Annotated in this window: 24 protein-coding genes; 21 read left to right on the top strand and 3 right to left on the bottom strand. The window is 72.1% G+C overall.

The window, feature by feature from the left end; all coding sequences use genetic code 11:
• Positions 1 to 12: 12 nt before the first annotated feature.
• The 19 genes from ACIA77_RS35930 (at position 13) to ACIA77_RS35840 (ending at position 15,365) form a co-directional block, all read left to right on the top strand.
• Positions 13 to 309: a BMC domain-containing protein gene (locus ACIA77_RS35930; protein WP_395890527.1), complete on the top strand. Its 297-nt coding sequence runs from the start codon at positions 13 to 15 to the stop codon at positions 307 to 309.
• Between the two features lie 31 nt (positions 310 to 340).
• Positions 341 to 685 carry a BMC domain-containing protein gene (locus ACIA77_RS35925; RefSeq protein WP_395890526.1) on the top strand — a complete coding sequence of 115 codons (345 nt, stop codon included), beginning with the start codon at positions 341 to 343 and terminating at the stop codon, positions 683 to 685.
• Positions 682 to 960, top strand: a complete 279-nt coding sequence (locus ACIA77_RS35920) for a EutN/CcmL family microcompartment protein (protein ID WP_395890525.1) — start codon at positions 682 to 684, stop codon at positions 958 to 960. The genes ACIA77_RS35925 and ACIA77_RS35920 overlap by 4 nt, the downstream gene beginning before the upstream one ends.
• The gene (locus tag ACIA77_RS35915; RefSeq protein WP_395890524.1) at positions 957 to 2,027 is read left to right on the top strand and encodes a PEP/pyruvate-binding domain-containing protein; all 1,071 of its coding nucleotides are present in this window, start codon (positions 957 to 959) and stop codon (positions 2,025 to 2,027) included. Before ACIA77_RS35920 ends, ACIA77_RS35915 begins: the two co-directional genes overlap by 4 nt.
• A gap of 50 nt (positions 2,028 to 2,077) precedes the next feature.
• Entirely contained in the window at positions 2,078 to 3,901 is a 1,824-nt protein-coding gene (locus ACIA77_RS35910; protein ID WP_395890523.1) for a PEP-utilizing enzyme, read from the top strand.
• Between the two features lies 1 nt (position 3,902).
• Positions 3,903 to 4,610, top strand: a complete 708-nt coding sequence (locus ACIA77_RS35905) for an HAD-IA family hydrolase (protein WP_395890522.1) — start codon at positions 3,903 to 3,905, stop codon at positions 4,608 to 4,610.
• 15 nt (positions 4,611 to 4,625) lie between these two features.
• Complete coding sequence (locus ACIA77_RS35900; RefSeq protein ID WP_395890521.1) at positions 4,626 to 5,279, top strand: histidine phosphatase family protein; 654 nt, start codon at positions 4,626 to 4,628, stop codon at positions 5,277 to 5,279.
• Between the two features lie 15 nt (positions 5,280 to 5,294).
• A complete protein-coding gene (locus ACIA77_RS35895; protein WP_395890520.1) occupies positions 5,295 to 6,764 on the top strand; it encodes a 2-hydroxymuconic semialdehyde dehydrogenase in 1,470 nt (489 codons plus the stop codon).
• Between the two features lie 6 nt (positions 6,765 to 6,770).
• Positions 6,771 to 7,574 (top strand): 2-keto-4-pentenoate hydratase, encoded by an 804-nt coding sequence (locus ACIA77_RS35890; RefSeq protein ID WP_395890519.1) that lies wholly within the window; start codon positions 6,771 to 6,773, stop codon positions 7,572 to 7,574.
• The gene (locus ACIA77_RS35885) at positions 7,574 to 8,518 is read left to right on the top strand and encodes an acetaldehyde dehydrogenase (acetylating) (protein ID WP_395890518.1); all 945 of its coding nucleotides are present in this window, start codon (positions 7,574 to 7,576) and stop codon (positions 8,516 to 8,518) included. Before ACIA77_RS35890 ends, ACIA77_RS35885 begins: the two co-directional genes overlap by 1 nt.
• On the top strand, positions 8,515 to 9,525 hold the full coding sequence (gene dmpG, locus ACIA77_RS35880; RefSeq protein ID WP_395890517.1) for a 4-hydroxy-2-oxovalerate aldolase: 1,011 nt from the start codon (positions 8,515 to 8,517) through the stop codon (positions 9,523 to 9,525). The genes ACIA77_RS35885 and dmpG overlap by 4 nt, the downstream gene beginning before the upstream one ends.
• Positions 9,522 to 10,298: a 2-keto-4-pentenoate hydratase gene (locus ACIA77_RS35875; RefSeq protein WP_395890516.1), complete on the top strand. Its 777-nt coding sequence runs from the start codon at positions 9,522 to 9,524 to the stop codon at positions 10,296 to 10,298. Before dmpG ends, ACIA77_RS35875 begins: the two co-directional genes overlap by 4 nt.
• Positions 10,299 to 10,311: 13 nt before the next feature.
• Positions 10,312 to 10,728: a RidA family protein gene (locus tag ACIA77_RS35870; protein WP_395890515.1), complete on the top strand. Its 417-nt coding sequence runs from the start codon at positions 10,312 to 10,314 to the stop codon at positions 10,726 to 10,728.
• 63 nt (positions 10,729 to 10,791) lie between these two features.
• The gene (locus tag ACIA77_RS35865) at positions 10,792 to 11,565 is read left to right on the top strand and encodes an oxidoreductase (RefSeq protein WP_395890514.1); all 774 of its coding nucleotides are present in this window, start codon (positions 10,792 to 10,794) and stop codon (positions 11,563 to 11,565) included.
• A 42-nt stretch (positions 11,566 to 11,607) separates the two neighbouring features.
• Positions 11,608 to 12,249 (top strand): DNA-3-methyladenine glycosylase family protein, encoded by a 642-nt coding sequence (locus ACIA77_RS35860; RefSeq protein ID WP_395890513.1) that lies wholly within the window; start codon positions 11,608 to 11,610, stop codon positions 12,247 to 12,249.
• Positions 12,250 to 12,293: 44 nt separating this feature from the next.
• Entirely contained in the window at positions 12,294 to 12,644 is a 351-nt protein-coding gene (locus ACIA77_RS35855) for a UBP-type zinc finger domain-containing protein (protein ID WP_395890512.1), read from the top strand.
• A gap of 130 nt (positions 12,645 to 12,774) precedes the next feature.
• Positions 12,775 to 13,185, top strand: coding sequence for a hypothetical protein (locus ACIA77_RS35850; protein ID WP_395890511.1), 411 nt, complete (start codon positions 12,775 to 12,777; stop codon positions 13,183 to 13,185).
• Positions 13,186 to 13,219: 34 nt separating this feature from the next.
• Positions 13,220 to 14,875: a RecQ family ATP-dependent DNA helicase gene (locus ACIA77_RS35845; RefSeq protein WP_395890510.1), complete on the top strand. Its 1,656-nt coding sequence runs from the start codon at positions 13,220 to 13,222 to the stop codon at positions 14,873 to 14,875.
• A gap of 67 nt (positions 14,876 to 14,942) precedes the next feature.
• Positions 14,943 to 15,365: a DUF5709 domain-containing protein gene (locus ACIA77_RS35840; RefSeq protein ID WP_395890509.1), complete on the top strand. Its 423-nt coding sequence runs from the start codon at positions 14,943 to 14,945 to the stop codon at positions 15,363 to 15,365.
• A 106-nt stretch (positions 15,366 to 15,471) separates the two neighbouring features.
• Here ACIA77_RS35840 and ACIA77_RS35835 read toward each other — a convergent pair whose 3' ends face one another.
• Positions 15,472 to 15,768 carry a hypothetical protein gene (locus tag ACIA77_RS35835; RefSeq protein ID WP_395890508.1) on the bottom strand — a complete coding sequence of 99 codons (297 nt, stop codon included), beginning with the start codon at positions 15,766 to 15,768 and terminating at the stop codon, positions 15,472 to 15,474.
• Positions 15,769 to 15,885: 117 nt separating this feature from the next.
• Complete coding sequence (locus ACIA77_RS35830) at positions 15,886 to 16,764, bottom strand: LysR family transcriptional regulator (RefSeq protein WP_395890507.1); 879 nt, start codon at positions 16,762 to 16,764, stop codon at positions 15,886 to 15,888.
• A gap of 128 nt (positions 16,765 to 16,892) precedes the next feature.
• Between ACIA77_RS35830 and ACIA77_RS35825 the strand changes: the two genes are divergently transcribed.
• Both ACIA77_RS35825 and ACIA77_RS35820 read left to right on the top strand, forming a co-directional pair.
• Positions 16,893 to 17,789, top strand: a complete 897-nt coding sequence (locus ACIA77_RS35825; RefSeq protein WP_395890506.1) for an SDR family oxidoreductase — start codon at positions 16,893 to 16,895, stop codon at positions 17,787 to 17,789.
• A 5-nt stretch (positions 17,790 to 17,794) separates the two neighbouring features.
• A complete protein-coding gene (locus ACIA77_RS35820) occupies positions 17,795 to 18,628 on the top strand; it encodes an LLM class flavin-dependent oxidoreductase (RefSeq protein WP_395890504.1) in 834 nt (277 codons plus the stop codon).
• On the opposite strand, the gene ACIA77_RS35815 is transcribed toward ACIA77_RS35820, so the two are convergent.
• On the bottom strand, positions 18,629 to 19,153 hold the full coding sequence (locus ACIA77_RS35815) for a hypothetical protein (protein WP_395890503.1): 525 nt from the start codon (positions 19,151 to 19,153) through the stop codon (positions 18,629 to 18,631). It lies immediately after the preceding gene.
• Positions 19,154 to 19,279: the final 126 nt, after the last annotated feature.

The raw sequence follows: 19,279 nt of genomic DNA, 5'->3' as shown, positions 1-19,279 counted from the left end.
GAGAGACCGAACATGGCCAACACCGCGGTCGGATTCGTCGAAACCGAAGGCTTCGTGCCGATCTTCGACGCGGTCGACGCGATCGTCAAAGCCACCACCGTGACCGTGGAAGGTGTCGTGCGCCTCGGCGGCGGCATCGTCGCCGTCGCCCTGTCCGGCGACCTCGCCACCGTCGAAGAAGCCACCGAAATCGCCGAAGAGACAGCGAAAGCCGTGTCGGGCGCCCACGTTCGCTCGATCGTGTTCGCCAACCCGTGTGACGCCGTCGCGGCGGTCGCGGCCCACACGGCCCTGCTCGAAGGCAACTGACCCACTGCCGACCCACAACGAGGAGAAACCCATGTCCGGCAACACCATTTCGGGCGGCGCGATCGGCGTGGTCGAAACCCGCGGCGTCGTCGCGCTCACGGCGGGGATCGAGGCGATGATCAAGACCGCCGACGTCGAGTGCATCGCCGTCGACCGCGTGTCCAGCGGTTACCTCGTCGCCGCGATCCGCGGCCAGCTGGCCGCCGTGCGCCAGGCGCTCGACGCGGGCACCGCCGCGGTGAAGCGCTACGGCGACCTGCGCTCCGCCCAGATCTACCCACGGCCGAGCGACGTCGCCGCCGCGCTGCTGGAGACGCGCCGCGCCGAATCGTTCCGGGAGGCCGTCCTGGCGCTGCCGAGCGGGGGCCGGTCGTGATCCTCGGCCGCGTCATCGGGCGGGCGTGGGCCGACCGGCAGCTGCCCGGCCTGGCGACACGACGGCTCGTGCTCGTGCGCGCCATCGGCGACGATGCTCTGACGGTGGCGGTCGACCTGCTCGACTCCAGCCCCGGGGCCACGGTCCTGGTGACCACCGACGAGGCGGCCGCGGCGGCGACGGGCGAGGCGACGGTCGACGCGGCCGTGATCGCGCTGGTGTCGGACTACGACCGCGAAAGCAGTCGCTCGCAGGTGGAAGGGAGCACCCCATGACGGTGAACACGGTGCGGATCGGGCCCGGCGGCACGGCGGTCACGACCGCGGTGGCCGGTGGCAAGGGCCGCTCGCTCGACACGTTGTCCCGCTTGGGGATCCGGGTGCCGGAAGCGTTCGTGATCACCACGGACGCCTACCGCGCGGCCGTCGCCGGCAGCCTCGGCACCGAGCTCGACCGGCGCATCCGCGCGCTGCACCCCGAGGCCGACCTGGCGGCGCTGACCGAGGAGTCCGCCGCCATCCGCGAGCTGCTGTTCGCCGAGACCGAGCGCCACCACGCCGACGCGGACATCCGCGCGGCCTACGCCGAGCTCGCCGAACGCACCGGCCAGGCCGAACCGCCCGTCGCCGTGCGCTCCAGCTCGGCCGCGGAGGACTCGGCCGACCGCAGCTTCGCCGGTGAGCACGACAGCTACCTGTGGGTGATCGGCGCCGACGAGGTCGCCGCGGCCGTGCGGCGCTGCTGGGCGAGCCTGTTCACCGCGCGGGCCATCAGCTACCGGGCGCGCGACGGCGTCGAGAGCACCGACGACGCGATGGGCGTGGTCGTGCAGCGCATGGTCGACGCGACCGCGGCCGGGGTGTTCATGACGCTCAACCCCGCCAACGGCGACCGGTCGAAGGTCGTCGTCGAATCGGTGTGGGGCCTGGGCGAGCCGCTGGTGAGCGGCGCGGTGACGCCCGACCGGTTCGTGGTCGACAAGGTCACGCGCGAAGTGCTCACGCGCGAGGTCGCCCGCAAGGACACCCGGGCGACGCGCGACCCCGAAACCGGTCGCGGCATCGCGACCGTCGACGTGCCCGAAGACCGCCGCAGCGATCCGTCGCTGACCGCGGACCACCTCGAGCAGCTGCTCGACATCGCGCGGGCGATCGAAAAACACGCCGGCACCCCCCAGGACGGCGAGTTCGCCGTCGACGCCGACCACGTGCACGTCGTGCAGGCCCGCCCCGAGACGGTGTGGAGCACGAAGCCGCCGAAGCAGGTCTCGCAGCACAGCCGCGGCGCCATGGCCCACGTGCTCTCCGCACTGACCGGCGGCGCGCGGCCCGCCGAACACTGACCAGCAGCTCCCCGCCGCACCGAGATCTTCCGTCCAGAAAGGGACCAACGATGGTCGCTTCCACGTTCCCCGGGCCGTTCGACCTGCCCGCGCCCGAAGGCGCTGAAGGGTGGGAATCGCTCTACAACTGGTACCACCTGTTCGGCGAAGACCGCCGCAAGGCCGACGAGGGCAAGTTCTGGTTCCAGGACGCCCTGCACCACCCGTACGTGCTGCACCCCTACGACGAGATCCAGTGCGAGTGCTGGTGGCAGGCGCTGGGCGCGATGAACACGCGCGTGTTCGCCGTGCCGCCCGCGTTCGGCCTGGAACAGCGCATCCTCAACGGCCGCCTGTACGTCTCGCCGGTGGCCGCGCCGGCCGACGAGATCGCCGGGCGCGCGGAAGAGTTCGGCGAGCGCGCGGGCCACTACTACGAGCGCTGGGACGAGATCTACGCCGAGTGGAAGGCCAAGGTCGCCGAGCGGATCGAGCTCCTGCGGGGCCTGCGGTTCGACCCGCTGCCCGAGCGCGAGCCACTGTCCACTGTGACCGAACACATCGGACACTCGGCCGGGTTCCGGTGGGAGCGCGACTTCGGCCTCATGGTGACCACGATGTACGAGACGTACCAGTGGCACTTCGAGATGCTGAACATCGGGTACGCCGCGTACCTCACGTTCTTCCAGTTCTGCCAGAACGCGTTCCCCGGCATCGGCGACCAGAGCGTGTCGCGGATGGTCGGCGGGCTGCACGTGGAGCTCTACCGCCCGGACGACGAGCTCAAGCGCCTCGCCAAGGAAGCCGAACGTCTCGGCGTAGGCGACACCATCCTCGCCGCCGCGCACCTCGACGCCGCGCTCGCCGCGCTGAGCACCACCGAATCGGGCCGCACCTGGGCCGCCGACTGGGAAGCCACGCGCGACCCGTGGTTCCACATCAACAGCGACCCGGGCCACCCGGGTGGTGACCACCGCTTCGGCACGTGGGACGACCACCTCGAGATCCCCTTCGGCGCGGTGCGCACGTACGCCCAGCGGCTTCGCCAGGGTGAGGTCATCGACCGGCCCACCGAACGCGTGCTGGCCGAGCGCGAACGCGTCACCGGCGAGTACCGCTCGCTGCTGAACCCGGCCGACGTCGCGGTGTTCGACGAGCTGCTGGCGCTGGCGCGCAAGGTGTTCGTCTACATCGAGGAGCACGTGCTCTACATCGAACACTGGATGTGGGCCGCGTTCTGGGGCAAGTCGAAGGAGCTGGCTCGCTCGCTCACGACCATGGGTGTGTTCGACGACCCGGAGGACCTGTTCTTCCTGCGCCGCAGCGAAGTCGCCGAGCTGATCTTCGACACCGTCGCCGCGTGGTCCACCGGCGCGCCGGGCCGCGGTCGGGCGTACTGGACGCCGATCGTCGCCGAACGCCGCCGCATCTTCGCCGCGTTGGAGGCCTGGGAACCGCCGCCCGCGCTGGGGCCGCCGCCGGAGGCCGTCGCCGAGCCGCTCACGGTCATGCTCTGGGGTATCACCACCGATTCGGTCGCGGGCTGGCTCGCCGACTCCGAGGACGAGGACTCCGGCACGCTGCGCGGGGTCGCGGGTTCGCCCGGTGTCGTCGAGGGTCCGGTGCGGGTCGTGCGGTCGGTCGCGGAGCTGGCCGAGGTCTCCGACGGCGAGGTGCTCGTCTGCCCCGCCACCTCACCCGCGTGGGCGCCCGTGTTCTCCCGCATCGCGGCCACCGTCAGCGACGTCGGCGGCATCATGAGCCACACCGCCATCGTCTGCCGCGAATACGGCCTGCCCGCCGTCGTCGGCACCGGCCGGGCCGTCTCGACGCTGCGGACCGGCCAGCGCGTGCGCGTCGACGGCGACACCGGCGTCGTCACGGTGCTGGACTGACGTGGCGGTCGACGACGAGCTCCCCGGGTGGCGGGCCGGCCGGGACCGCGCGCTGCGCCGCGCGGCCGCGGTCCGCTCCCGGGCGGGCACTCCGGCCCTGCGCCTGACCACCATCGTGCTGGACCTCGGCGGCGTGGTCGTGCCCACGCTGTTCGAAGTGGTCGACGACCCGACGTTCCCGAAAGGACCGTTCGGCGACGACGCGGCCTACGCCGGCGTCGAACAGGGCAAGCAGCAGGAACGGGAGTACTGGGCGGAACTCTCGCACCGGCGTCCCGACCTCGACATCGGCGCCTTCATGCGCACCCGGATCTCGGTGCGCGCGGAGGTGCGGGGGATGCTGCGCGACATCGGCGGCCGCGTCCGCATCGCGGCGCTCACCAACGACATGGCGCACTGGTTCGGCCCGGAGTGGCCGGCGAAGTTCCCGGAGTTCGCCACGTTCGACCTGCTCCTGGAGGCCGGTCGCTACGGCGTGCTCAAACCCGACCCGTCGGTGTTCCGGTGGGCGCTCGGGCAGCTGCGCGAACGGCCGGAGCGCTGCCTGTTCGTCGACGACCTGCCCTCGAACCTCACCGGGGCGCGCGCCGTCGGGATGGAAACCGAGCACTTCGCCGTCACCGACCCGGCGGGTTCGGTGAAACGCATCCTCGACCGCGTCGGCGTCTGCCCGGCGCGCGCCACCGGCCGCGTGTTCCGCCTGACCTAGCCCACGGAGGCAGTGATGATCGTGCACCTCGTCCGCCACGGCGAGACGGCCAGCTACGACGAGGACGCCGGGCTGACCGACCGCGGTGTCGAGCAGTCCCGCGCCCGCGCGGAGAAACTCGCCGCCGGCCTGCCCGGCGGTGCCGCCGTCGCGGTCGGCTACGCCCCGACCGAACGCGCGCGGCGCACCGCCGAGGTGCTGCACTCGACGCTGGGCCGGTTTTCGCTGCGGCTCGGTGCGTGCGAAGTCGCGCCGGAGTTCCGCAACCTGGGGCTGCGCGTCGACGGCCGGGACGTCGAACCCACGCAGGCACGCGCACTCCTCGCGACGGCGGGCGAGGAGGGCTGGGCCGAGGAGTCGCGCCGGTTCTGGACGGCCCACGAAGCCGGTGACGCCATGGGGTTCTGGCTCCACACACCGTTGCTCTGGCACGAACCGCCCGGTGACGTCGTGCGCCGGTTCCTCACCGCCGCGGCCGCCGCGACGGGGGAGCACCTCGTCGTCGCCACGCACTCGGGGTGCCTGCGGGCCGTCGTCGCCTGGGCGGCCGGGCGTGACCTCGGCGAACCGGACAACGCGGAGGAAGTCGTGCTGACCACCGCCGGCGGCAGCGCCGGCGTCACCTACCGCGGCGAGACCTGGCAGCACCCGCTGCCGCTCGGCGCGTGAGAAGGGAGGAACCCGATGTCTCTCAACCGGGACGTGCAGGAGCTGCGCGCCTTCGTCGGCGGGGAGTTCGCCGACGGTCCCCGCACGTTCGACAAGATCAGCCCGGTCGACGGCTCGCTCGTCGCGAAGGTGCACGAAGCCGATCAGGAGCTGGTGGACCGCGCAGTGCGCAGTGCCCGGGCCGCGCTCGACGGCGCGTGGGGCCGGACCACGGCGACCGAGCGCGTCACGCTGCTGCGCCGGATCGCCGACCGGATCGAGGAGCGCTTCGACGACCTGCTCGCCGCCGAGATCGCGGACACCGGCAAACCCGTCGCGCTGGCGACCAACCTCGACGTGCGGCGCGCGTCGGCCAACTTCCGCGCCGCCGCCGACATCATCGCGGGCACCGGTCTCGACTCCTTCCTCACCGACACCCCGACCGGGCAGGCGCTGAACTACGCGATCCGCAAGCCGCTGGGTGTCGTCGGGGTCATCGTGCCGTGGAACCTGCCGCTGCTGCTGCTCACGTGGAAGGTCGCGCCGGCGCTGGCGAGCGGCAACGCCGTGGTCGTCAAACCGTCGGAGGAGACGCCGTCGAGCGCGACGCTGCTGGCGGAGATCCTGGCCGAGGCCGGGATGCCGGCCGGTGCGTTCAACGTGGTGCACGGCTTCGGCCCGGACTCCGCGGGGGAGTTCCTCACGACGCACCCGGGCGTCGACGGCATCACCTTCACCGGCGAATCGGCCACGGGTTCGGTGATCATGCGGGCCGTCGCGCCGCACGTGCGGCCGGTTTCGTTCGAGCTGGGCGGGAAGAACGCGGCGATCGTGTTCGACGACGCCGAGGTGGACCGGGCGATCGACGGCCTCGAACGGTCCGTGTTCACCAACAGCGGCCAGATCTGCCTGTGCACCGAGCGCGTTTACGTGCAGCGCGGGATCTTCGACGAGGTCGCCGCCGGGCTCGCGGCCCGCGCGAAGGGGCTGCGGTTCGGCCGGCCCGACGACCCCGCGACGACCACCGGGCCCCTGATCTCCCACACCCACCGGGAGAAGGTCAGGTCGTACTACACGATCGCCGAACAGGAAGGCGCGCAGCTGCTCGCCGGCGGCGGGATCCCGGAGCTCGGCCCCGAACTCGCCGGGGGAGCCTGGCTCGAGCCCGCGCTGTGGTCCGGTGTGGACAATTCCGCGCGGATCGTGCGCGAGGAGATCTTCGGCCCCGTCGCCGCGCTCCTCCCGTTCGACACCGAGGACGAGGCGATCCGCCTGGCCAACGACACCGAGTACGGCCTCGCGTCGTCCGTGTGGACCACGAACCTCGAACGCGGCCACCGCGTCGCCGCCGCGCTGCGCGTCGGCATGTCCTGGGTGAACACCTGGTACCTGCGTGATCTGCGTTCGCCCTTCGGCGGGGCCGGCTTGTCCGGCATCGGCCGCGAGGGCGGCGTGCACTCGCTGCACTTCTACAGCGAGCCCACCAACATCTGCGTCCAGCTGTGAGGTCTGATGACGACCACCACCTCCGCCACTCTCGCCGCCGCCGATCGGCTGCTGCGGGCCGAGCGGGACCGGGTGCCCGCGGCACCCGTGCGCGACCTCGTGTCCGATGTGGACGCGGCCTACGCCGTGCAGGCCGACGTGCTGGCGCGCAAGCTCGCCGATGACCCGGACCGCCGGGTCGTCGGCCGCAAGATCGGCCTGACGTCACCGGCCGTGCAACGTCAGCTCGGCGTCGACCGGCCCGATTTCGGGGTGCTGCTCGACGACGTGGTGTTCGGGGACCGGGCCGAGGTTCCGCTGGCGGCGTTCCTGCAACCGCGCGTCGAAGGTGAGGTCGCGTTCGTGCTCGGCGCCGACCTGCCGGCGGGCGCGACGATCGTCGACGTGCTGCGCGCGACGGAGTTCGTGCTGCCCGCCATCGAGATCGTCGACTCGCGGGTGGCCGGCTGGGACATCACCATCACCGACACCGTGGCGGACAACGCGTCCAGCGGCGCGGTCGTGCTCGGAACCACACCGAAGAAGCTGACGGCGCTCGACCTGCCGGCGCTCGGCCTGAGCCTGGAGCACCGCGGCGAACCCGTGTCGACGGGCGTGGGCGCGGCCTGCCTCGGCGCGCCGGCCAACGCGGTCGCGTGGCTCGCGGCGGAGGTCGCCCGGCGCGGCGAGCCGCTGCGGGCGGGCGAGGTCGTGCTCGCGGGTGCGTGGGGGCCGATGGTGCCCGTGCCCGGGCCGGGTGCGTACCTGGCCCGCTTCGAAGACATCGGCGACGTCCGCGTGACGTTCACCGGCGCGAAGGAGGATTCCTGATGGGCACGCCCGTCGCGATCATCGGTTCCGGCAACATCGGCACCGACTTGATGGTCAAGGTCAAACGCCTGTCCGAACAGCTCGACGTGGCCGCGCTCGTCGGGATCGACCCGGACTCCGACGGTCTCGCGCGGGCGCGGCGGCTCGGCATCGCCACGACCGCCGACGGTGTGCGGGGACTCGTCGGCCTGCCGGAGTTCGCCGACGTGCGGCTCGTGTTCGACGCGACCTCGGCCGCCGCGCACCACCACAACTACGAGGTGCTGCGGGAACACGGCAAAGCCGTCGTCGACCTGACCCCCGCGGCGATCGGGCCGTACGTGGTGCCGACGGTCAACCTCGACGACCACCTGGGCGCGCCGAACGTCAACATGGTCACCTGCGGCGGGCAGGCGACCACGCCGATCGTCGCCGCGGTCTCGGCCGTGACGCCGGTGGCGTACGCGGAGATCGTCGCGTCCATCGCGTCGCGCTCCGCCGGCCCGGGCACGCGCGCCAACATCGACGAGTTCACGGAAACCACCGCGCGGGCGCTCGAAGTCGTCGGTGGCGCCGGACGCGGCAAGGCCGTGATCATCCTCAACCCGGCCGAGCCGCCGATGAAGATGCGGGACACGGTGTTCTGCCTCGTCGACGGATCCGACGGCGCCGACGGATCCGAAGTGGACGAAGCGGCTGTGAGCGCGTCCGTGGAGGACATGGTGGCGCAGGTGCAGAAATACGTGCCCGGCTACCGGCTCAAGCAGCAGGTGCAGTTCGACCCCGTCGACCACCCCTTCGTGCCCGGGCTCGGCCGGCCGTTCCGCGGCACGAAGGTCTCGGTGTTCCTCGAGGTGACGGGCGCGGGCCACTACCTGCCGGACTACGCCGGGAACCTCGACATCATGACGTCCGCGGCCCTGCGCACCGCCGAACGGCTGCTCGAACTGAAGGGGTCGCGATGACCGGGATCTACGTGCAGGACGTGACCCTGCGGGACGGCATGCACGCCATCGGCCACCAGTACCGGACCGGGCAGGTGCGCGAGATCGCGGCCGCGCTCGACGCCGCCGGCGTCGCGGCGATCGAGGTCGCGCACGGCGACGGGCTCGCCGGCTCCAGCGTGATCTACGGCCACGGTGCGGCCGCCGACGCGGCCTGGATCTCCGCGGCGGCCGAGGTGGTGGAGAACGCCAAGCTCACCACCCTGCTGCTCCCCGGGGTCGGGACGATCGACGACCTGCGGGCCGCGCGGGACCTCGGCGTCACCAGCGTCCGCATCGCCACGCACTGCACCGAGGCCGACATCGCGATCCAACACCTCGGCTGGGCGCGGGAGCACGGCATGGACGTCGCCGGATTCCTCATGCTCAGCCACCTGAATTCGCCGGCGGGGCTCGCCGCCCAGGCGAAGATCATGGAACAGGCCGGCGCGCACTGCGTGTACGTCACCGATTCCGGCGGCCGCCTGACGATGCGCGACGTCGCCGAGCGCGTTGACGCGTACCGCTCGGTCCTGTCGCCCGGGACCGAGATCGGCATCCACGCCCACGAGAACCTCTCGCTGTCCGTGGCCAACAGCGTCACCGCCGTCGAGCACGGCGCGTTCCGCGTCGACGCATCGCTCGCCGGCCAGGGCGCCGGTGCCGGGAACACGCCGATCGAAGCGTTCATCGCCGTCGCCGACCTGCTCGGCTGGGAGCACGGCTGCGACCCGTTCGCCCTCCAGGACGCCGCCGACGACCTCGTGCGGCCGCTGCAGGAGCGGCCCGTGCGCGTGGACCGCGAGACGCTGACCCTCGGCTACGCGGGCGTGTACTCCAGCTTCCTGCTGCACGCCGAACGCGCCGCGACCCGCTACGGCCTCGACGCCCGCGACATCCTCGTCGAAGTCGGGCGTCGCGGCCTCGTCGGCGGCCAGGAGGACATGATCGTCGACGTCGCCCTCGATTTGCTGGCGGTGGCCCGATGACCGACCTCACCGCACTCGCGACGCGCCTCGACGACGCCGCACGCGACCGCGTGCCCGAACCCCAGCTCTCGGCCGAGCACGACCTGTCGCTCGCCCAGGCGTACGAGGTGCAGCACGCCCTGGTGACCCGGCGGCTCGACCGCGGGGAAACCCGAGTCGGCGTGAAGCTCGGGTTCACCAGCCGCGCCAAGGCCGCGCAGATGGGCGTCTCCGACGTGATCATCGGCCAGCTGACCTCCCGGATGCGGGTCGACGACGGCGCGGAGATCTGGCTCGGCGGGTACGTGCACCCCCGGGCCGAGCCGGAGGTCGCGTTCCGGCTGGCCCGGGACCTCGACCCGCACGGGTGGACGGGCAACGTCGCCGAAGCCGTCGACGCGGTGGCGCCGGCGCTGGAGATCATCGACTCGCGCTACCGCGATTTCCGCTTCAACCTGGCCGACGTCGTCGCCGACAACACCTCGGCGGCCGGCTTCGTGATCGGCGCGTGGCAGCCGCTGCCGGCGTCGCTCGACAACCGCGGGGTCGCCCTCGAAATCGACGGACGGCTCGCCGAAAACGGCTCCACCGCGGCGATCCTCGGCGACCCGCTGCGCGCGGTGAGCGCCGCTGTCCGCCTGGCCGGCACGTACGACATCCCGCTGCGCGCGGGTGACCTGCTGCTCGCCGGCGCGGGCACCCCGGCCGTCGCGCTGGCTTCGGCCGGCACCGTCAGCGCCACCGTGTCCGGCCTCGGCCGGGTGCGGCTGCGCGTCACGTCCGCTCCCCGCTGACCAGGAGGCTCCCATGACCGACGCCAGGACGGTCGACGGCAAGGCGACCCCGCGCGGCCGGTTCCCGCACCTCAAGGTGGCCGGCGGGTTCGTGTACGTGTCGGGCACGAGCAGCCGCCGCCCGGACAACACGATCGCCGGCGCCGAAGCCGACGAGTTCGGCGCCACGCGGCTGGACATCCGCGTGCAGACGGCCGCTGTGCTGGACAACATCCGCGACCTGCTCGCGGAGGTCGGCGCCGACCTGGCCGACCTCGTCCAAGTGACCACGTACCTGGTGAACATGAACGACTTCCGCGGCTACAACGAGGTCTACGGCGAATATTTCACCGAGGACGGCCCGACGCGCACGACCGTGGCGGTGCACCAGCTGCCGCACCCGCACCTGCTGCTGGAGATCCAGGCGGTGGCGCTGGTGCCGCGATCTTGACGCGGAGCGAGCCTCCGGTCGCAGTAGGCTCGCCGGGCAACCGCCAACTCGAGGGAGTCTGCGATGGATCTTCGGCTGCGGGGCAAAACCGCGCTCGTCACGGGCGCGAGCCGCGGGATCGGGCTGGCGGTGACGCGGTCGCTCGTCGAGGAGGGCGTGCGCGTGGTCGCCGCGGCCCGCAACGTCGACGGTGACCTCAAGGAGCTCCCGGTGGAGGCCGTGGCGATCGACCTCGGCACGCCCGAGGGCGCCGCGCGGGTGGTCGAGGAAGCGGTGACGCGCGTCGGCGGGATCGACGTGCTGGTCAACAACGTCGGCTTCGTCCGGCCTCGCCCGGACGGCTTCACGTCCGTGACCGACGAAGACTGGCTGGCGACGCTGAACCTCGACCTCATGTCGGCGGTGCGCACCACGCGGGCGGCGCTGCCGTCGCTGATGGAGCGCCAGGGCGCGATCGTGACGGTGTGCTCGGTGAACGCGACGCTGCCGGACCCGCTCGTCATCGACTACAGCGCCGCGAAGGCCGCTTGCCTCAGCTTCTTCAAATCGCTGTCGAAGGAGGTCGGCGCGCGGGGTGTCCGCGTGAACACCGTCAGCCCCGGCCCCGTCGCCACCGATCTGTGGCTCGGGAAGGGCGGCGTGGCCGAGACGGTCGGCGGCGCACTGGGCGCCGAGCCCGGCAACGTCGCCGCGAAGGCCGCGGCGGACTCCGTGACCGGCCGGTTCACCCGGCCCGAGGAGGTCGCCGACCTCGTGACGTTCCTGGCGAGCGACCGCGCCGGCAACGTCACCGGCACCGACGTCCTGATCGACGGTGGCATGACCCAGACGATGTAGTTTTCGGGCTCACCCCACCTGACCTCGCGTAGCATCTCGCCGATGACGCCCGAGGAGCACTTGAGGCAGGCCGACGAGGTCCTCGGCCGGGTCATGGACGGCATCGTCGGCGCACTGCCGGCGCTGCCGCCGGACCCGGAGTCCTCCGGTGACCCCGACATCCCGAAGGACAGCTACGGCGTACTCGTGCGGGCGATCGTCAGCCAGAACATCTCGATCCACGCGTCGCGTTCGATCTTCCGCAGGCTGAAGGACCGCTTCGGCGGCCGGCTGCCCACGCCGGAGGAATTGCTGGCCGACGACCCGGAGGAGCTGCGCGCGGCCGCCGGCCTGTCGCGCGCGAAGACCGTGTCGCTGCGCTCGCTCGCCGACTGCCTCCTCTCGGGCGCCCTCGACCTCGACGCGCTCGCCGGCCTGCCCGACGACGAGGTCATCGCGAAGCTCGACGTGGTCAAGGGCATCGGCGTGTGGACCGCCGACATGTTCCTGATGTTCCACCTGCACCGCCCCGACGTGCTGCCCACGGGCGACCTGGAGCTGCGGCGGATCGTGCAGAAGGCCTACGGCCTCGCCGCCGCGCCGACCCCCGCCGAACTCACGCGGCTGGCCGAACCGTGGCGGCCCTACCGCACGCTGGCGTGCCTGTACCTGTGGCAGCTGGCGGAACAAGCCCCCCGTTTGTGATTATGCTTATGCGACAGGACTTTCCCTCGGTTAGGAGATGACCCGTGGAGGGTGTCGACCCCGCTGTGCCGCCCAGTGGCACCGGCTGCGCCGACTGCGATGCGGCCACCCCGCAAGGCTGGTGGTTCCACCTGCGCCGCTGCGCGCAGTGCGGCCACATCGGCTGCTGCGACTCGTCGCCCGGCCAGCACGCCAGCGCGCACGCCGCCTCGTCCGGCCACCGCCTCGTCCGCAGCTTCGAACCGGGCGAAGAGTGGTTCTGGGACTACGCCGACGAAACGATGTACGAACGCGGCCCCGACCTCGCGCCGCCCGTCCACCACCCCCTCACACAGAGCGCCCCCGGCCCGGCCGACCGCCTGCCCCGGGACTGGGCCCAGCAGCTGCACCAGTGACCCCGCCGCCCGGCTCCCACCACGAGCCGGGCGGCTTCGTACGGCCCCCTGTAGCAAATCCCCGTCGGCCGACGACTGACGACTGTCGGACACGGCGCCGACTGCAGCGGTCGGTCGAGGGGAGTTCGGTGTGGCGGTGCGGCACGGACGCGACGACGACGAGTGGGGCCGGCTGGCCCAGGCCGGACGGGGTTTCCTGGTTGAGCGCGCCGCGATGAGGCGCACGACTTCGTACACGGAGTTCAACGCGGCTCTGGTCAACCGCACCGGGTCGAGGGGGTTCGACTTCGCCCTCGACGGCGAGCGCGCGGCCATGGGGTTCCTGCTCGAGCGGATCTCCGAGGACGCGTTCGCCGCTTCAGGCGGGCTGCTGATCAGCGCGCTGGTGCAGTACCTCGACAGCAACGACGCCGGACCGGGGTTCTACGCGCTGGCCCGCGCCAAGAACTTCGCCGTGCCACGATCCATCGGCGACCGGCAGCTGTTCTGGGCGGACCACGTCGGCAAGCTCCACGAGCACTACGCGCGGAGTGCGTCCTGACGGCACGCCTGGTGTGGCAAGTACCTTCGACACCATGACGAGCTCACGACCGACCCCCGCCGACGTGGCGAGTGTGTTGTTCGACTTCACGTTGCGGCCCTCGCAGGTCGAGGCGGCCGACGCCGTGGCCGGCCGGCGCGACACGCTCGCGGTGTTGCCCACGGGCAGCGGCAAGAGCGCGATCTACCAGGTCGCGGGCCTCGCGTTCGGCGGGCTGACGCTGGTCATCTCGCCGCTCATCGCGCTGCAGCGGGATCAGCGGCGCTCGCTCGCCGGGCGTCCGTACGGTGCTCGCGAGATCCAGGCCGAGCTGCTGAACTCGACGCAGAAGGTCCACGAGCGCCGCGAAACCGTCGAGAAGCTGGCGAAGGGCGAGCTCGACTTCCTCTACATCGGACCAGAGCAGCTCACCAACCCCGAGACCCGTGACGCGATCCGGAACGGCGCCCGTGCGGTCACGCTGTTCGTCGTCGACGAGGCGCACCTGGTCAGCGAGTGGGGGCAGGAGTTCCGCCCCGAGTACCTGCGGCTGGTCGACGCCATCGCGGAGCTGGGGCGGCCGCCGATCCTCGCGTTGACGGCCACGGCTTCGCCGCCGGTGCAGGCGGACATCACACGCCGGCTGGGGATGCGCGACGCGCACGTGGTCGTCGCGGACTTCGACCGGCCGAACATCTCGCTGTCGATGCGCCAGACGCAGCCGCACAAACCCGAGGCGCGGGCCGTGGACGACCGGTGCGTCGACGTGCTCATCCAGCACGACACACCGGCCCTCGTCTACGCGCTGACCCACGCCCGCTGCGAGGCCCTCGCCGACCGCCTGCGCCTCGACGCGTTCCACGCGGCGCCCTACCACGGCGGCATGAGCGCGGCCGCGCGCGCCGACGTCCAGGACCGGTTCTTCGCGGGAAAGCTCGACGTCGTGGTGGCCACGAGCGCGTTCGGCATGGGCATCGACAAGCCCGACATCCGCACGGTCGTGCACGCGGGCGTCCCCGCCAGCATCGACGACTACTACCAGGAAATCGGCCGCGCCGGCCGCGACGGCGAGCCCGCGAGCGCGGTGCTCGTCCACGACCCGCGCACCATCCGGATCCCGCGCCTGCTCGCCGCGCGCACGCACCTGGGCGAGGACACCGTGCACCTCGTCGTCGACGCCGTCGAGAACACCCCCGCGACGGCGCCGCTGGCCGACCTGGTGAAGGCCGCGGGCGCCCCGGCGCACGCCGTCGAGCGCGTCGTCAACGAGCTCGCCGAGCTGGGGTTCGTGAGCGTTTCGGGCACGGGGCACCACCGCGTCGTCGGCTGCAAGCGGCAGCTGGCGCCGCCGGCGGAGCTCGCCGACCAGCTCGTTGCGCTGGACCGGCGCCGGCAAGCCGTGCTCAGCAGCCGGATCGAAGCCGCGCGCGAGTACGCGGAGAGCACGCGCTGCCGGCGAGCCGAACTGCTGGCGTACTTCGGCGAGAACTACGTGCCCCCGTGCGAAAACTGCGACAACGACCAGGCTGCGCACAACGCGGCGCACGCCAAGCCGACCGTGACCAGTGGCGTCCCCGTGCACCACCGCCTGTGGGGCGACGGCCGGCTGCTCAGCAAGGACGACCACGAGCTGCTCGTGTACTTCACGAGCGTCGGGTACAAGCACCTGACCGCGTCGTCGCTGTCGTCGGGGATCCTGCAGCCGCGCTGAAGAACGGCCGCCTGGTAACTTCCGCGAAGTGGCGCGAGACTGAATGCGCCGGAGAGAGGAGCCGTCCGTGGACGACGACATCGAGGACAACGCCGACACCGGCGTGCTGGACCCGGAGGACACCCTCGAGGACGGCGACCCGTACGACGAGGGCTACTCCCCGCCGGAGCGCCCGCTCGAAGTCGACGAGTTCGGTACGACGCCCGAAGAAGAGCGCGAGGGCGAGAGCTGGGAAGGCCGGCTGGCCCGCGAACTGCCCGACGTGCAACCCGAAGAGGGCGACGACCTGGGCGACAGTGAGGACACCGACGGCGAGCTCATCGACGAGGAACTGGGCGACTTCCGCGCGGGCCGCCTGGTCGCCGCCAACGAAGGCAGCGGCGAAGACACCGATGAGGAGCTCTACGCCTCCGACGTCGGCATCGACGGTGGCGCGGCCTCGGCGGAAGAAGCCGCCGTGCACGTCGTGGACGACCCCGAGGACTACTGAGCGCGGTGGTGGCGCGGGGTTCGCCCGGCGCCACCCCGGCTCAGGCCTTTGTGGTCATTCGCCGCGCCGGCTCCTCGCGCGGGATTTCCCTGCGGGGCCGGGCAACTCAGCCCGCGCTCCGGTGCCGCGCGATGTCGCCGAACCACCCCAGCACCTTGGCGCACACGGTCGCCTCGCCGCCGCGGACGTGGTCGACGAGCTCGTCGCTCGACCACAGCATCGCGGCCACCACGCCGTGGCGCACCGGGGTCAGGCCGATCTGCCAGGTGCCACCACGCCATTCGGCCGTGCTCCACTGACCGGTCGTCGGGCTGCGCTCGATCATCCAGGACGGGCCCGCGGTCAGCTCGGCCAGCGTCCGGGGCGCCTGCCGCGGCGGCGCGGTGTGGTTCTCGGAGCTCATCGGTAGTCCTCGTGGTCGTGCAGGTTCTGGTCGGGGCGCGAGGGGCGGTGGGCAGGCCGCGGATGCACGGTGAGTCAGTGCACGGGTGAGCTCCCTTTCGTTCAACTCCCGTTCACTTTAGCGCCCCGTCAGCTGTGCTTGGGCGCACTTGCGGAACGCGGCGACCAACCGGCTGCGGTCGTCGGCCCGCGTGGCGAGCACGACGTGCGCGGGTTCGACGTCCTCCAGCGGCACGGACGTGATGTCCGGCCGCAGCGCACGCACGTTGTGACCTGCGGAGATCGCCACCGCCTGCCCCGCCGCCACGAGCTCGAACTTGTCCTCGAGCGCGTCGATCACGGGGCCGTCGGGCGCGGGCCGGCCGTCGGGCCGCGGTTCGATGCGCCAGTAGGCGCTCCACTCCGGATCGGAGTCGCGCAGCCGCGGCAGGGGCTCGTCGGCGATGTCGTCGAGCGTCACGGACTCCTTGCCCGCCAGCCGGTGCTCCAGCGGCACGATCACCACGCGCGGCTGGTCGTAGAGCACCGTCACGTGCAGCCCCTCGGTCGGGAACGGCAGCCGGCTCACGACGGCGTCGATGCGGTGCTCCAGCAGCGACGCGCGCACGTCGTCGAACGCGACGTGCAGCGTCTGGACTTCGGCGTCCGGGTGCAGGTGGCGCAGCTCGCGCACGGCGGGCGTGACGATGAGGCCACTTGCGTACCCGACGTTGAGCCGGCTGGGCCGCGCCGCCGCCTGTGTGCTCGCGATGGTCTGGGCCGCGGTCCGCAGCAGCGCCCTGGCCTGCGGCAGGAACACCTCACCCGCCTCCGTGAGCCGGCTGCCCTGCGGCGTGCGGTCCAGCAGGCGTGCACCCAGCTGCTGCTCGAGCCGGCGGATCTGGCGGCTCAGCGAAGGCTGCGTCACGTGCAGCGCGTCCGCCGCGCGGCCGAAGTGGCGGTGTTCGGCGACAACCGTGAAGCAGTGCACGAGGCGGAGGTCAAGGTCAACCGGCATGACGCGCACTCTACCTGTGGTGATGCGCAAACCGTATTGCGCGATACGAACGTTTCATTGGCCGCGGACCCGGATCCGGCGGCAGGGTTGAAGGACCGGTTCATCCCTTGTCGAAGGAGTCCTCCACCATGCGCGTGTTCGTCACCGGCGCCACCGGGTTCGTCGGGACCGCGGTCGTGCGGGAGCTGCTCGGCGCCGGGCACCAGGTGCTCGGCCTGGCCCGCTCCGACGCCTCCGCGGCCAAGCTCGCCGCGGCCGGCGCCGACGTCCACCGCGGCAGCCTCGAAGACCTCGAGAGCCTGCGCGCGGGCGTCGCCGCCGCCGACGGTGTCATCCACACCGCCTTCATCCACGACTTCAGCGACTTCGAGCGCTCCATCGCCGCCGACCGCCATGCCGTCGAAGCCCTCGGCGAGGCGCTCGCCGGCACGGGCCGGCCGTTCGTGATCAGCTCGGGTACGCCGAGCGTCCCGGACGGTGTCGCGACGGAGTCGACCGTGCCCGAAGCGGGCTCGCTGGCCGCCGGGCGCCTCGCCGCCGAGGAGGTGGTCGTTTCCCTGGCCACGCGCGGCGTTCGCGGTTCCGTCGTGCGGCTCCCGCGGTCGGTCCACAGCGACGAAGACCGCCACGGCTTCGTGCCGGTCCTGATCGCGACGGCCCGCACCCGCGGCGTGTCGGCCTACCCCGGCGACGGCACGAACGCGTGGCCGGCCGTGCACTGCCTCGACGCCGCCCGCCTCTACCGCCTCGCCCTCGAGCACGCCCCTGCCGGCACCCGCCTGCACGCTGTCGGCGACGAGGGCATCCCCGTGCGCGATCTCGCCGAGCGCATCGGCAAACACCTCGGCCTGCCCGTCGAGTCCATCCCGGTCGAGAAGGCGGTGGACCACTTCGGCTGGCTGGGCGGCGTTTTCTCCGCCGACATGCCCGCCTCCAGCGCGGCGACGCAGCAGCTGCTCGACTGGCGCCCGTCCCACCCGGGCCTGCTCGCCGACCTCGACGCCGGCCACTACTTCGCCCGGTGAGCGCGATGAACGTCGGCGTGTGCCTCCCGGTGAACTTCACGGTCACCCCGCCGGTCTCCGAGCAGCTGGCCGCCGTGCGGCGCCTGGAGACCGCGGGCTACCGCACGGTGTGGACGAACGAGGTCATCGGCAAGGACGCGTTCACCCAGCTGGCCGTCCTCCTCAGTGCGACGTCGGAGCTGTCGTTCGGCACCTGCGTCGCCACCATCTGGGCGCGCCCACCCCAAACCGCTCACGCCGCGGCGGCGTACCTGGCGCAAGCGTTTCCGGGCCGCTTCACCTTGGGTTTGGGCGTCGGGTACCCGCAGCAGGCCGAGAGCGTGGGCCGCTCGTTCGGCCCGCCGCTCTCGACCATGCGGGACTACCTCGCAGGCCTGTCCGCGGACACCTCGCCCCCGGCGCCGACGGCTTCGTTCCCGACCATCCTGGGCGCCAACGGCCCGAAGATGCTCGCCCTCGCCGCCGACCTCGCGGACGGCGCCCTGCCCGCCGGCCTGCCCCCGGAACACACGGCGTCGGCGCGCCGCATCCTCGGGCCGGACAAGCACTTGGTCGTGGGCCTGTCCATCGCGGACTCCCTCGAGACGGCCCGCCACACCGTCTCGGCGTGGCTCGCCCGCCCGTCCTTCGCGTCGACCATCGCCGACTTCGGCTACCCCACCGCCGGCGACGACGTGGTTCGTGCACTGGTCGCTTGTGGCGGCCCGGACTCCGTCGCGGACCTCGCCCACGCCCACCTCGCGGCGGGCGCGGACCACGTCACCCTGCTGCCACCGATGGGCACCCCGTTCGGCGAGGGCATCGACCACCTGCTCACCCTGGCGCCGGCCCTGACCTGATCACAACCGCCCGGCGACCTTCTCCGCGAGCTCGGCGTACGCGTCGGTCTTCCCGTCGACCGGTGGGCCGGTCAGATCGAGCAACGCCACGCGGATCTCGCCGTGACTCTCCTTGGCGATGGTGATGTACGTGTCCTCGGACTGCTGGTCGTCGTTCGTGCAGTAGATCGCGGATCCGGTCAGGGGCTTCGGTTTGTCGCTGCAGCTCTGCATCGACACCGCAAGCGCCTGTGCCACGGAGTGTTCCGTCGGCGGGGCGATCACAGTCAGGCTGCCCAGCACGCGATCCGGGTCGCCGGGGCGCTGGTAGTCGCAGCTGAACGAGACCAGGCCGTCCTGGTGGGTCGGCGCTTCTTCGCTGCTCTCGTAGACGTCGCTGTCGGCGAGGGCTCGCTTGACCTCATCGGCGTCCAGGAACGGGCACGCCGCACTCAACCGCTCCGGCGACGCCGCCGCCACGAACGACGACGGTGGCGCACCGGTCGTGGCCGTGGTGCTCGCCGGCGCCGAGTTAGTGGCGAGCACTCCGACATTCGTGGCAGGCCCTCCGGCCGCACACCCCGCCGCAGCCGCGAGCACACAGGCTGCGGCGCTGAGTCTTCCAGACAAACGCATGGTGTGAATCCTGCCGGATCATGGTGCGGAGTCGGG

It is taken from the genome of Amycolatopsis sp. NPDC051903 (genome assembly GCF_044452505.1).
Classification (GTDB): domain Bacteria; phylum Actinomycetota; class Actinomycetes; order Mycobacteriales; family Pseudonocardiaceae; genus Amycolatopsis.
The sequence above is the reverse complement of the archived record's forward strand: the minus strand, read 5'-3'. Positions and strand labels throughout refer to the sequence as shown.